Source organism: Paraburkholderia sp. BL10I2N1, from assembly GCF_004361815.1.
Lineage (GTDB): Bacteria > Pseudomonadota > Gammaproteobacteria > Burkholderiales > Burkholderiaceae > Paraburkholderia.
This window is the reverse complement of record NZ_SNWA01000002.1, coordinates 1,439,270-1,452,529: the sequence shown is the minus strand read 5'-3', so window position 1 is coordinate 1,452,529 and position 13,260 is coordinate 1,439,270. Positions and strand designations below refer to the sequence as shown.

At 53.5% G+C, this 13,260-nt stretch carries 6 protein-coding genes and 2 pseudogenes; 2 read left to right on the top strand and 6 right to left on the bottom strand.

Annotation, left to right across the window (positions count from 1 at the left end):
* Positions 1-355: 355 nt before the first annotated feature.
* The 3 genes and pseudogenes from B0G77_RS28605 to B0G77_RS28595 form a co-directional block, all read right to left on the bottom strand.
* Positions 356-4,069: a hypothetical protein gene (locus B0G77_RS28605; RefSeq protein ID WP_133665290.1), complete on the bottom strand. Its 3,714-nt coding sequence runs from the start codon at positions 4,067-4,069 to the stop codon at positions 356-358.
* Positions 4,070-4,564: 495 nt separating this feature from the next.
* Positions 4,565-4,895: pseudogene (locus tag B0G77_RS28600) on the bottom strand (alanine--glyoxylate aminotransferase family protein); the annotation flags it as partial.
* A 546-nt stretch (positions 4,896-5,441) separates the two neighbouring features.
* Entirely contained in the window at positions 5,442-5,822 is a 381-nt protein-coding gene (locus B0G77_RS28595) for a hypothetical protein (protein ID WP_133665289.1), read from the bottom strand.
* 422 nt (positions 5,823-6,244) lie between these two features.
* Here B0G77_RS28595 and B0G77_RS28590 point away from each other — a divergent pair, with 422 nt between their 5' ends.
* Complete coding sequence (locus B0G77_RS28590) at positions 6,245-7,468, top strand: ISL3 family transposase (RefSeq protein WP_133665288.1); 1,224 nt, start codon at positions 6,245-6,247, stop codon at positions 7,466-7,468.
* Here the strand turns inward: B0G77_RS28590 and B0G77_RS28585 are convergent.
* Both B0G77_RS28585 and B0G77_RS44665 read right to left on the bottom strand, forming a co-directional pair.
* A complete protein-coding gene (locus B0G77_RS28585; protein ID WP_133665287.1) occupies positions 7,354-9,909 on the bottom strand; it encodes a DEAD/DEAH box helicase family protein in 2,556 nt (851 codons plus the stop codon). The genes B0G77_RS28590 and B0G77_RS28585 overlap by 115 nt on opposite strands.
* A 279-nt stretch (positions 9,910-10,188) precedes the next feature.
* Positions 10,189-10,373 (bottom strand): annotated as a pseudogene (locus tag B0G77_RS44665) (alanine--glyoxylate aminotransferase family protein); the annotation flags it as partial.
* Between the two features lie 89 nt (positions 10,374-10,462).
* Here B0G77_RS44665 and B0G77_RS28575 point away from each other — a divergent pair.
* Positions 10,463-11,269, top strand: a complete 807-nt coding sequence (locus tag B0G77_RS28575; RefSeq protein WP_133665286.1) for a DUF2971 domain-containing protein — start codon at positions 10,463-10,465, stop codon at positions 11,267-11,269.
* 766 nt (positions 11,270-12,035) lie between these two features.
* On the opposite strand, the gene B0G77_RS28570 is transcribed toward B0G77_RS28575, so the two are convergent.
* Complete coding sequence (locus B0G77_RS28570) at positions 12,036-13,247, bottom strand: DUF3596 domain-containing protein (RefSeq protein WP_133665285.1); 1,212 nt, start codon at positions 13,245-13,247, stop codon at positions 12,036-12,038.
* Positions 13,248-13,260 lie beyond the last annotated feature (13 nt).

Below are 13,260 nucleotides of genomic sequence, written 5' to 3'. Positions count from 1 at the left end.
ATCCGCTATCGCTTTCCTGCCATTCTCATGTCGGCGGAAGCGAATGACCGCTCTCACCACAAGCAGATGCGTACTTGCGACCCCACAACCGTCATTGAGACGAACAATACTTGTCGGCCACCTGCAGCGCCTTCTGAAAATAAAAAGTGCTGCGTGCCAGGTCAGCTAACTTGAGCGGCCCCGCAAGAGGATACCCGGCGGCACGTTCATACGTGCCTGTTGACAGCGCTTGCATTGCAAGTCCCGGCTTGCGCGGCACCTTCTCGATCTCGAAGAAAAGTCAGCAGAAATGGCCCCACATCAGAAGCGCAGGTCCAAAGTTCGTCACACGCCTGAACGAATCGAACCGGCCAACTCACGTACCGCCCAGATTAAGGAGTAGATGGTAAAAGTAGATGTCTCGCCCCCCGCGCTGTCGCGTTTCGATGCCCATCCATGTATGGTCCGTCTTTCTAAGTTCATCTAACTGAATGCTTGCGGCGCCGCTGCTCGAGAACCCAACATAGTCGATTCCGGTGATGAACTGAACATACTTTTGAACCAAACTCATGAAATCACCGACATCGCAATATGCAACGATGAAGACTGGACTGAGAGATTCGTTGTCGTAGCCTGCGATTTTATTCACATGCTCGGAGATAACGGTGGAATCCACGGAAAATAGTCGGAACGCTTCGAAGAGGGCAAGGCGCCTGTTTTTTGAATCGGTAATGTATCCGTCAACTTCCCCGGGGCCAATACCGGATCCTGATCGTCCTGCTCGCTTCTGGTCCCGGAAGCCGATTCGGGCTTCGGCCATTCTCTTGTCAAAAAGAGAGGTGAACCAGTCGTTGATAAGATCCTCCTGGGTTATGCGGAGCTGTTGTTTGCCGTCTTTTTCCAGATGGATCTGAATATTTTTCTTCCGCAGAACGAGTTCTTGGCCAACCTCAAAGACAATTTCTCCCAGAAATTCTTCTGGAGATTTTCTTCCCCTGCCAACGATTTCCACGTAGTCGGAAAATTCACTGGTCACGATTTCGCGGTAGTGTGTGGCAAGCTGGATTTTGTTACGCTGCGACTGCTCGATAATGTGCTGAACAAGATCGTTTGTGGAGTGTTCTGGCGGTAATGCATTGATCAAATCGTGGACCAGCTCTTCGATACTTGGATCACCGGACGTGTCCTTATTGAACTCCCGATAGCGTGAGAGGACTTGCTTCGCCACGAGGGTGTCCCCGCGCTCAATCAGCGCCTTACAGTAGGGATAGAGAAGCTCGGCTCGATGCTTTTGATCTACGCTCAGTTTTCCCCAGAAAGCATCGAGCTCATTCATTTCCTGAAGAATTCTGCGCGTTTCGAGGATAGCGACGGCCCACTGACTGGGCATCTGGTCCGGTTCGGTCGTGACGACAACTGTCATGAACTGAGAAAATGCGGATCGGAGATTCGCCAGATTACCGTCTTTTTCAAAGAGAGCAATACGTCCTCTGAGCAGCATGAAGCTGTGATTCTTGTCCTTGCTCTCAGGGACCAACGCCTCCATGATACGAACGCATTTCTCAGGGTTCGCTTTCAGATAGACGGACGCCGTGATGTAGCGTCTGAAGTAATCGCATTCCCGCCAATGCGTTTGATCATCGGACGTCTGCCGGGCGCCATTTCGATGAGGTGATTTCACTTCAACAGATGACTTGACGAACCCATCCGGGTCATCACTGAATTTCGTTGCGAGGCTTATCAGATTCCACTTGTATTCGTAGCTTAACCAGATGTTGCGTCTATGCACGACAAGTCGATCGGTGGATGCGCTGAAGCGTTCTGCAATGGTTGCCTTTGCTGCAAGTAACAATTTCTCAGAGAGAACCGTGTGACCGGATTCGCAAGCCGACACGAACGCCTGTTCGAGCGCGGAGAGTCCCATGTCCTCCGTATCGAGGGACTGCCGCAAATTAATTTGATCCTGCAGCGCTCGGGAACGTGCCACGATGGTCGTCCGTGCTTCCAGAATAAATAACTGGTTTAGCGGAATCAAGGAGACACAACGGTCTATGAAATCGTCATATAAATCATCGGGGAGCTGGTTCGTGTAGGAACAAAATGACGACCACAAATCGTACTCGCCGACGATAGGCCCTCCCTGAAAGAGATAAATGATGTCTTCTTGAGTTCCGAAACCCCACAGACGCGCTATTTCTGTTGCTCTAAGCCTGACTTTCGCACTTGCCGCGTCGGTCCTCCGATGCGTACTGACGCGCATGAGAATCTGAAGGTATTGAGCAACGGCGGACCCAACTGAGTTGACCGCGCTTTTCGTATCGTGAATTCTCAGGTCCCATAGATGACTATCTCTGGAAAGCGCGAGGAGCCGGGAGATCTCTTCGTCTGTAAAGATCTTGTGCCAAGGCAAAACGGAGAAGAAAACCGTTGGTTCGAGTGTCTTGCATTGCCGCGCGAGATTGCTTGTAAGCTCAGCTTCGTAGCGAACGATAAGCGCATTCTTCAGTGTGTGACCTATTGCGCCGTCGTGGTCAATTCCCGTTTCGTCGAGTCGATCGACCAACCAGAATCCGAGGAGATACCAAAGGTGATCCGATGCTCGATGGAACAACGCGTGGGGAAACTCAAAATGACGAAGGCTGAACGACTGCGCGAGTTGAATCACCCGTTTGTGATCGAGGCAGTCCAGCATATCCATTAGTACCTGATATTCCCGGGATTGAGAGAAATTGGCAGCGTGGAGATTGACGCTCTCGTACAGAAATTCAAGTACTTCGATCAAACGATCGCCTGCATCCGCTTCGGCTTCGAGAGCACGCAAATACTCTTGAAAGACCAGATTCAGAAATCCTTTTTCGAGCAGGCGCGTTGGCGAGGTGCCATTCTGATCTGCCCGGAAAATATGTTGTCGGGTCAAATAGAATAGGCCAAGCGTACACGTGGATGGCTGCGACAAGAGGAAAATCTTGTATTTCGTACTCTCATATCCTGGTACTGCGTTGAACATCAGATACTTCAGAATGGGCCGACATTTTGCCAACTCGAGCAATGCCTCCACCAGACCAGAAGATACAAGCATCATGCCGTCGATACGGATGCTATTTTCTACACAGTTTGCGATAAGCCATACGTAAAACGTATTTGGCTCGCGGCCGTGGGATCGTTGCGATATTTTGACGCTTTCCAGATCGCTCAGGCCTTCGACATTGCTAACGGGGTACGACTCGACGAGCTCAACTAGACTTGGCTTTCGAAGTTCAGTCACTTCGTCCCGCCGAGGTTTACTGCGGCCGCTGAGGCTCACATCGAGATAAATTTGGGTAATAACTGGACTTGCAATAGAGGAAAACTGATTCTCGTTCAGAGATTGCTTCTGTCGCAACACCGTCGAATGTTTAAGGGTTCTGTCGGCCTCAAGCCACGCCAGTAAGTGTTCGGTAAATGCTTCACGCTCTTCGTGTTCGTCCTGATCAAACAAAACAGGCATTGCCCAATCGCAATTAACGCTCATGTACAACAGCCAGCGCTCGAACGCCTGATTGGAGTCTTGAACGCGCAGAGTGCGCCACAAATACGTACTCACAAGAGGGCTGAAGCTGCCATTGCCGGGGGGCAAATGATAATTACCGTTAACGAGACGGAGTTCGGGAAGAACAGTGTCGACCGTATAGGAGGCAGATAGGCCGGCGATTGACGCTTCCAGATCGTGTTCCGAGCACACGTAGTGCGGCTGAATCAGGTCATTCCGACCAAAGCATATGTCCTTGAGATGCTCAAGAGCCTCGATTAGGGGAAGTACGCTGGGATGAACGCCCTCCAGGTCTCTTGGCGTTTGGAAATGCACAGCCAGCCAACCGGCGTAGAAGGTCACGAACCCGTTATCTTCGAGAAACGAAAGAGGGATGCTCACTCCCTTGAATTTATACTCGCCGGCGAGTGTCGGCCAGGTCTGGCGCCCCGATAACACTTCGGCGACGGTTTCCCGGTCCAAACGAGGCGTCGCCAAAGTCGCACGAGCGAGAAACGCTGACAAAGCTTGAGCGTGCAGGTGATCCGACAGCGACGGGAGATCCGGCGTTCGCTCAAACATAGGGTGTGCGGCGACGATTGATCTAAGGTGCTGCCAATTACGTGAGAAATTCGGCATTTTGAGAGGAAAAATCAGTCCGATTCGGTGCTATCTACGCGGAATGTCGATTATCCCACGGAGCGCAAGAAAACCCCTTACCTTCAGAGCGGAGACGAATTGCGCCTCTGGCATCGAAATTTGCCGGTTTAGCCTGCCCCATGCCTTCCGGTGCCTATACGTTGATATCTCACTCCATCAACTTACCGGATGAAAGCCCATGAATGGGCGGGAAGGCGCAGGCTGACTTGTAACGAACTTGAGCAGTTGTGCAGTTGTTTTAGCGAGATGCGAATGGTTGCTTGGGGTAGCGGATTTAACCTGTCAATGCAATGCAGTTGAGTGGCAGGGATCTGGGCGCGCTCGAATGGCGGTCGGCCATTTGAGAATTGCAGTTGGTGTCGCGGAGGTTCGAATGTCAGCGACCGGTCGAAAGTACGAATTCGTTGATAGGGGCAGCCTTCCTTCTTCGACCGGACGCGCCTTTAACATCATCGATTCTGACGGAATGCCGCCCATGTCGAAAATCTGCGACCAGCGGAAACTGAATCAGGCATTGCGAATCACCAGACACCGTGCCCGTCGCGAACTGCCGGGCGACGGCTTTCATGCCGAAAGTCCCGCTGCCCGGGACGACAACGGCCGATTGCGCGTTGTAGACTTTTTTCAGAGCGCCGGAAATATCCCGTACGACTCCCTGAAAGAGTTGCGACATATGGTTGATGGATCGGTCGGTGTAAACGACTGAATATTCGAGGAGTCCCTCGCGGTCAATCAAGTACCTTGGCATCGAAGTCGATGACGCGCTTGAGATTTCAGAACAGACTGAACTCTAGTGCGGTTGATGCAAGCCGCACGAATCGATGTTGCGGGCGGGTTCGTGCGACCGCTTTCCGTTGCGGCTATCTTCGGGCCGAGCGGGCAAGTTATTGCCGCTCGCCCATCTTGCGAAGTCGTGACCCGAATGACTGGAGCGTCAGGGACCCGCCCAATAACCGTCGATCACAATTTGGCCATTGTGGACGTTCAGCGATGAACTTAATTCGGCAACTGCACGACTCTATCCGGTCATTCGCTCTTCCTCATGGCGCCCCCCATTGGGCTCTCAAAGTCGGGTTTTACGCTGTGACTCAACTCGTAGGCGGATCAGCCTTTCTGCATCAATATCCCGCCTAGGCGTGTACCGCGGGAGATCACTTCTCGATCGATCCGTCCATTCTCTTTTAGTGACGTCGCTTCCGCGAGGTTCTCATTCTTTCCTCCGAACATCAGTTAGGTAACCAGCTTTGCCTATGTCCTCGTTCTGGAAGTGCCGATCAAAGCTCCGACTTTCGACCTATGGCGAGACGAAAATTTTGAGAACGACATCGTTGCTGGCCGCGGCCGATTGCCAACTGTCAATGAGCTGAAACGCTTGCAACGATTCGCTTGCAGCCTCACGCCCTTTGCGAAGCTGTTTTTCAAAGTGCTGTCGAGAGAATGCATTCCCAACAATCATCCAGATCTCCTTGCCAACATTAGGTGCTGCTCGGCGTTCGGCGATTGTGTCCCAGATATCCACTAACTTTTCCTCGCGTGCCGCCTTAGTTCGCCCAACGTTCACAAAACGCTTTCCATCGACAAGCCGGATGCGCTCGTAAAGTGCAGGACCGGAAGCAGGTCTTGGCCAATGGCTTGGCATAATCGACCAATTTCCTGGCTTCAGGTCACGTTGCATTGTGGTCAGTATCTCCAAGTTTTTGACTGCTTGGCCGCCCACTTCCGCTAGTGCTCCCGCTGACGATTCCGGCCGATTCTCGGCACCCCCACATTTGACATGAACGAAGACGAGCTGGTCGGGTGATGACAGGATAAAATCCGCCGGCTCCGTACCCATATCCGAGCAAAGCATAATATCGAGATTAGCAATATGCGTAAAAAACGGACCGAACTCGGGAATTGTGGAGCCTTGAACGCCCACAGCTTTTAGTTTATCAATCAGGAAAAAGAGCTTCTTTCGAATCTCGAGTGGGTGGTTGCCGGGTCAAGTGCGGGCGTCAGCCCGGCGAAGCGAACACTTGACGCGCGTGGCGCAAGTAAGCTGGCATAGGGCTGGTTGCGGCAGAATGCTGCAACCAGCCCTGCAAGACAATGCGAACAATGACGAACCAAACCCAACTCTTTGAGGCGGCCCTGGGAATCAACGCGCCTTGGTATGTGCAAGGCGTCGATTTCAGCACGGAACTGACGATTGCCGTGGACTTTGTCGCGGGCAGCCGGTTTGCCTACCCCGGGGTGCCGGGCGAACACCCGGTGCACGACACGGTCATCAAACGGCTGCGCCACCTCAATTTCTTCCAGTTTGACTGTTATCTGGAGGTACGGGTGCCGCGTGTGCGCTTGCCGGACGGCTCGGTGCGGCTCGTGGAGCCTGACTGGATGGGTAAGCTGGATGGCTTTACGCTGCTGTTTGAAGCGCTCGTGCTGACGTTGTGCCGGGAGATGACATTTGCGGCTGTGGCTCGTCTGGTGAACCTGTCGTGGCATCGCGTGAAGGCCATATGTGATCGGTACGTGGATATGGCCGTGGCCGCCACTGACTTGTCCGAAGTCACTGCGGTGGCCATTGACGAAACCTCGTGCCGACGTGGCCACGACTATGTCTCGCTCGTCGCTGACATGGATGGCAGGCGCGTGGTCTTCGTCACGCCAGGCAAGGATGCAGGCGTCGTCGAACGCTTTGCCCATCACCTGGAGCAACACAACGCATCGCCTGCGCAGATCAAATCGGTCAGCATCGACATGTCCCCCGCCTTCATCAAGGGCGTGGACGAGCATCTGCCCGATGCACGTGTGACGTTCGACAAGTTTCATGTGGTGGCGCACGCGTCCAAAGCACTCGATGGTGTGCGCCGCGAGCAGCAGAAGGCTGATCCTGCACTGAAGGGCATGCGCTGGTCGCTGCTCAAAGATGCTGACAAGCTGAATCTCGCGCAACTGACCGATCTCGAGGCGCTGATCAGCCAGTACACCACCAACCGCACCGCCCGCGCCTGGATGTACCGCGAGCAGCTGCGCGAGATACTCGATCGCAAGCAAATCCATGTAGTCTCCAAGATGTTGCGCCGGTGGTGTAGCAACGTCATGCGTTCCAAGGTCGAGCTCATGAAGGACGTCGCACGCATGATTCTTCGTCATTTCGACGGCATCGTCGCGTGGGCCCAGACGCGCCAGACCAATGGTTTCATTGAAGCGATCAACGGCTTGTTTCAAGCTGCCAAGCGCAAGGCGCGCGGATACGCCAGCTTCAAAACCATGCGGACCGTGCTGTTCCTGATCGCAGGCAAGCTCGACTTCTCGGCCTTCAATCCACATGCCTCGTGAGCCGCATTACCCACTCCACTTTTGAAATAGCCGAAAAAGATAGAATTTCGCCCAAATTCGTCGTCTGACACAGCATGCTCGTCCTTTTCTGACAGGTTCGCTGCGAGTAGTTCAGTAACCGGAATCAGCAAACCGCCGAGCTTAGACTTGTTAAGTTCAAAACCCTCTTCCGTTGGCAGCATCACTTGGTAGAAGTGGCCGTTGACATAAGATGTCCCGTCTTTGTAGAGAAGCTTCAAGCGTACATTTTTGTTGAGTAGATCGACAAACCGGCCCTGTTGTTTCACTCCCGCGATAGCGTCGCGCCCCAGATCATAGGAGACGTCAACTTCACAGCACAGAAAAGGCCGCTCTTCCTCATCGAATTTCAGGTCGAACCTTAGCTCCGGAGCACCACCGACGAACTCGAATCCGTTTTGATACTGTGCGTAAATGAAGTTATTTTCGACGCGCAACTGTTTGCCGTCATACGACAGAATTATAGGATGCAAGAAGTCGGAAAGGTCTAGCACAGCGCTTACTGGTGCCGTTGCTGGTCGACTTTTTATCGCTTTCGCGTAGGAGCGAAGCAAGCTGCTGCGACTTGCTGGCGGCTTTTGAATGACTTCTGCAACGTCCTGCATCCAAAGATTGAGTTCAGCAAGCGAAAAATTCCTGCGCATCTGATCCGAAACGCGTCCCGAGCCGACGCCCAAATAGTAGCTGCTCTTCCGCTCGCCCACGACGTCGATGTTGTCAACCTTGACAGTCGTGATTGCATAGCTGGAATTGCTCTGGCCGTAGCCTACATTTTCGAGGTTGTGGCCGCTCATCGACGTTCGTTCTGGACGCCTGGCACTGGTAGAGATCGCCGACGCGTGCGTCTCCTTCGTCCGGGTAAACTGTTCACGGGCCGTCAGCGTAAGAAGGGCGTTGACATCTATCGCGGTTGTTAGATCGTATTCGGATTTTTCCGAAAAATCCCTACTTCTACTGTCAAAAACTGCGATGATCTCGTCAAACTCTTTGACAATAGTCACTTCTAGCGACGGCTCGAAGAATAGGTGCTCGTCGAGGAACCGTGAGTTCTTGAAGCAGATGGAAAGAATCACATTCATTCCATGAACGTCATATCTCGGATCCACCAGCTCTCCGTCCCGCGTTGAATCCCACAAAAGTCGATCGGTCATGCCTGCGAGACTAAATCCTGCCGCCTTACGGATAAAGCACACAGAGGCGAGGGGAACCTTGAGCGATGTATCGACATCGATATTCTTAAGCTCGAACTTCTTACGAAACGACGATTCGAAATAGCTAACGTCGGGGAATGCTTCAAGGTACTTTCGGAGCAAGCCTGCAGTATCGAGTGAGCGCAGAAATGCAGTCCGTTTAGCCGGTGACGCAAGATAGGTGTCGAATTCGAGGTAGTTCAACCACATCGTGCGATTGGCCGCCCCTTGGCACTCAATGACGAACGAAGGCAGTCCTTTGAACTTTCGAACAACGCGTCCTACAGCCTGCACAAGCTCACGTCCACTCCCCACCGTATAGGTGAGAACTAGCACTCTTGCCTGCGGGATATCGACGCCCTCATCAAGCTTATGTTGATGAATGATGACATTCCAGTCAGATTTTCCTAGATTGGCGGGGACGGAGACACGCTTTGACTCAGATCTTTCGCCCTTGAATGCCTCGTGAATAGCAAGCGTCTTGAAGTGTCCGGCGAACACGTCATAGTATGCCTCGATGTCCGTGAACTTCCGGCACTTCACTATGCATTTCGCTTCCGGATACGTGTCAAACAGCTCTTGAAGGCGGGTCACAAGGTGATCTCGATCATCCTGCTCGAAGCGAGGACTAACCAGATCACCTTGTTTGACAGCCTCGTCGAAGGTGTAGACATGGCTTGATGCGGGATCTATGTCGAAAGCGAAGAGGTCGTTGCGATACGGTGTCGCGGTAACAACAATTTTCTTGGCATCAAGACCACGAGCCACCTGACTCCAGACAGGCGACGGCTCAGAATGGCCCTCGTCGACAATCAGAAGATCTACGCTCTCCTTCACTGCTTCGAGGATATCCGGTGTCAAGCTGGATAGCTTTTGAAAGGTCGTGACGTAGATCCCTTTATCTAGAGGTAATCCGGAGAACGGCTTCACGTCCTTCCTACCGAGCTCTTTCCCAGGCGCGACCTTTTGAAAAAAGTTCTTGTTGATTTCGTCAAAAAGCTGCTCACGAACCGCGCGTCGGTGACTAACTACAAGAACTCGTTGCTGACTGGAAAAATGTGAAATGACAGTGATTACGCCTGTTTTTCCCGCGCCGGTTGGCATGCTGAGCAAGCAGGACTTCGTCTCTTCCGCCTTTCTCAAGAAGCTCAATGCGGTTGTGATGCTACTTTTTTGGCCCTCTCGCAAAGCATCCCACAGATGCTGGTCTATTTCAAATCCTTTGATTTTCATTGTTGTGGCCTTTTTCTAAAGACGGCTTTATCGATGCATCAAATGCAAGCCGCTGCAGTGCACTGCAGAAGCTGGCTGAACGGCGGCCCCTGTAAGCTTAACCGAAAGTGCCGTACCAAAATGACTGGTCCGCCAACTATGGCGGTCATCCAAGCGTCGCTGGCCCAACATCGGCTAAGGCCGAATCGTGCGCGTGGCTTGTTCGGCAGGGTCCGGAGTCTTCCTGCCGATGCGGTTGCAATGGTGAGCCATGCGCACATGCTTCCGAAAAGCGTTCTGAAGAATACCGTCTAGCGCCTTGGCAAGCCTAGCGACCGCGCCTTCGACGTCATGCAATTTGTCGAGACCCAATAATCCCACGCAGAAGGTTTTGAAGTCTTCGGGCTCGTCGCATTGAAGGGGAACGCCGGACGCGAGCTGCAAGCCGACATCGGCGAATTTCTTGCCGATCGTATTCCGTCATCCATGTTGTGCGGACTAGACATCGAGCATGACTGTCAATACGCGTAAAATTGACTGAATTGGCGCTCATGACCAGCGCCCGGAGGTTACGATGCCGCCCGACTACCTTTACAAGTACACACCGTTGCGAGATCGAACGGACGAAATGCTCGACAAGCGATACGCCGCATTGCTCACCGACTCGCAGCTATGGTTCTCGGCTCCCTCCAGCTTCAACGACCCGATGGACTGTAAGCCGGTATTCCGCTTTGGAGGAGCTACCCCGAAAGAGCAGCAGGGATTTCGTGAAACCGTGCTAAAGGGGCTTGCGATGCGCGATTTCCCCGACGTCCATGGGCAGGAGTTCATAACCTGCTATGGGGAGTATCAGCAGCAGTATCCAGCGTTCAACGACGAACTTTGCGAGATCGGACATCAACTACTCTCATCAGACCTTCGGAGCCGCCTCGTTGGCGTGCTTTGTCTTTCTGAATGCGAGCGTGATCCAGTGATGTTCTATCACTATGGCGACAAGCATAAGGGCATGTGCCTGAAGTTCCGGACGCTCGATTTTTTCGAGCATGCAAACCCGGTTGACTATCGCGCGATGTACCCGGTCGTCAACTATTTCGATAGCACGGACAATGAGGCTCAATACGGGACAATCTTCCTGACCAAGTATGAAGGCTGGGAGTATGAGCACGAATACCGTATTGTCAACTTCGACCAGCACCGGAGCCCGCGGCTAACAAGCTACCCGCCAGAGCTGCTGGAGGGTGTCATCTTCGGTTATCTGATGCCGCAGGAGGACCGGGACTATGCGAGAGGATTGCTCGAAAAACGGGGCACTCCGGTAACCCTCTACGAAGCGAAGATCGGCCGCGAGCAATACCTGATGGATATCGTTCAGATTGACTAAGCGGCAACTCTTATCATTCCGGCACCCAGGCACGTGCGAAAACGTTTTGCGCTGCGCCCGCCAATGCGGGCCGGCATACCGAGCGATCTGTTAGGCGGTCGACTTCCTCGGATTCCATGCCGAGCCGCCGCTCGATTTCAATTAAGCAAGCACACACGACCGCTTCGGGTGGGCTTACGCCTGTTGCATGAAATGTCGCAGGGGCGCCCAGCTGAACTCGTTCAGTCGGGACGGTTTCTGACATTCGAGACTACGACGGCGAATGGCGGCAAAGCGCCCTTGAACTGTCTCACAGTGGCTGGCACTCCCACGTCCGCTCTGGCCGACGACTTGCCCGTCAGTTCACGCCTGATGCACAACACCTTTGACCGATAATGGTCCGCGAGCGAAAGCAGGGAATGAGCGCTCTGGTAGATGCAGTTGAGACTGCGTGCGCTCGATCGGAGCGAAGATATTGGCGCGACGGTGGTACAGAGTTAGGCCAACTGCCACCGAAGTCCTTGCCGTAGTGAATTGACGTTGCTTTGCCGCATAAAGGGACAGACCGTCGAGAATTTAAGCGTCTGCCTATCAAGGCGACACGAATTGGTTGGACATGGAGCGGACGGGTGCGAAATCGGGCGGTTCGACCCGTGAAAAACGACACGAATTGGTTGTCAAACCGCGACATTAATTGCTGAACTCCACAGTCGGAATCCTTTCATTCAATTTTGTGCCCCTTCGCAACCCCCCAATTCCCCGTAGGAATGACACAGGGATGCCACAACTATTCCTTTGTGGCGAACATTGCTACCACCCGTAAACCTGCCCCCCGGTCGGCTTCCGGCATCCAACGCCCATAGACGCGGTAGATCATCGTCTGATCTGCGTGCCCCATCTGCTTTGACACCCACATCGGCGGCTCGCCAGCTGAGAGCATCATTGATGCATAGGTATGCCTGGTCTGATAGGGGTTGCGGTAGTGGATGCCGTGCAGCGTCTTGGCCTTGCGCATGATGACCTGCCATACGTCATATACCTTGCCGTGACCCGCCCATCGCTTGCCGGTGCGTGGATCGCGGAAGATTGCTTCCAGCGCCTGCTCAGCGTATTCCCTTTGTGCCATCAGCGCCGCGACCGCAGGAGGCAATAGCTTGACCTGACGCCTGCCGGCCGCGGTCTTCGTTGTTTCGACTTTGCCCCTGGCCTCTCGCGTCATGGCCTTCCAAACCTTCACGACACCCGCTTCCCAATCGATGTCTGACCAATTGAGTGCGATGAGCTCGCTTGTGCGCAACCCCGTCCAGAACGCAAACTGCAGAAAGTTGCGCACCTGTGGGTCTGCGAGCGCAAGAATCTGCGCTTGCTCGTCCGATGAAAAGGGATCGACGGGAGCCTTTGTTTGAAGCTGGCAGAGGTTCGCAGGCTCCACTCGCACGCTGATCTTGCGCGAGTACGTGAAGCCTCCCAATGGATTGACGTCGATAAGCTTCTGCTCGAGCGCTGCAGCAAGCGCTTGCCGTACTACTGTTTGAATGTTGGCCAAACGCTTGTTGGAAATGGCCTTTGGCCGTTGGTGATCAAGTGACTTGAGCCACGTTGTGATGACGTCGCGTGTAAGGTCGACCAGGGCGAGATGTCCGAACTGCGGCACCAGCAGATTGTGTACAGTTCGGTTCCATTCAGCCTCGGTGCTCGCTTTCAACTCATGTCTTTTTATCTCAAACCAGCGTTTGAGGAATGGTCCTACCAGATGGCTGTCGGCACTACCACGCGCGAGCTTCTTCGCAATTTTTGAGGTTGGAAAGACCTGAGCATAGTCGAATGTCCCTCGGGATATTTCATAGAGGATGGCGGCTCGATGCTGCTCCGCCCGTTTCAGGTTAGCGGCTGTAGGGGGCAGCGGGATCGTTTCGCGGCACCGTCGGCCTTCATATTGGAACGTGATCTGGATCCCCTTGTCCGATCTTGCAACAACGCCTCTCCCGTTTCGACCCATGACGCATATCCTT

Coding starts and splice junctions, on each gene's coding strand:
- B0G77_RS28605 (WP_133665290.1), bottom strand. CDS start 4,069: ATGTTTGAGCGAACGCCGGATCTCCCGTCGCTGTCGGATCACCTGCAC.
- B0G77_RS28595 (WP_133665289.1), bottom strand. CDS start 5,822: ATGCAACGTGACCTGAAGCCAGGAAATTGGTCGATTATGCCAAGCCAT.
- B0G77_RS28590 (WP_133665288.1), top strand. CDS start 6,245: ATGACGAACCAAACCCAACTCTTTGAGGCGGCCCTGGGAATCAACGCG.
- B0G77_RS28585 (WP_133665287.1), bottom strand. CDS start 9,909: ATGAAAATCAAAGGATTTGAAATAGACCAGCATCTGTGGGATGCTTTG.
- B0G77_RS28575 (WP_133665286.1), top strand. CDS start 10,463: ATGCCGCCCGACTACCTTTACAAGTACACACCGTTGCGAGATCGAACG.
- B0G77_RS28570 (WP_133665285.1), bottom strand. CDS start 13,247: ATGGGTCGAAACGGGAGAGGCGTTGTTGCAAGATCGGACAAGGGGATC.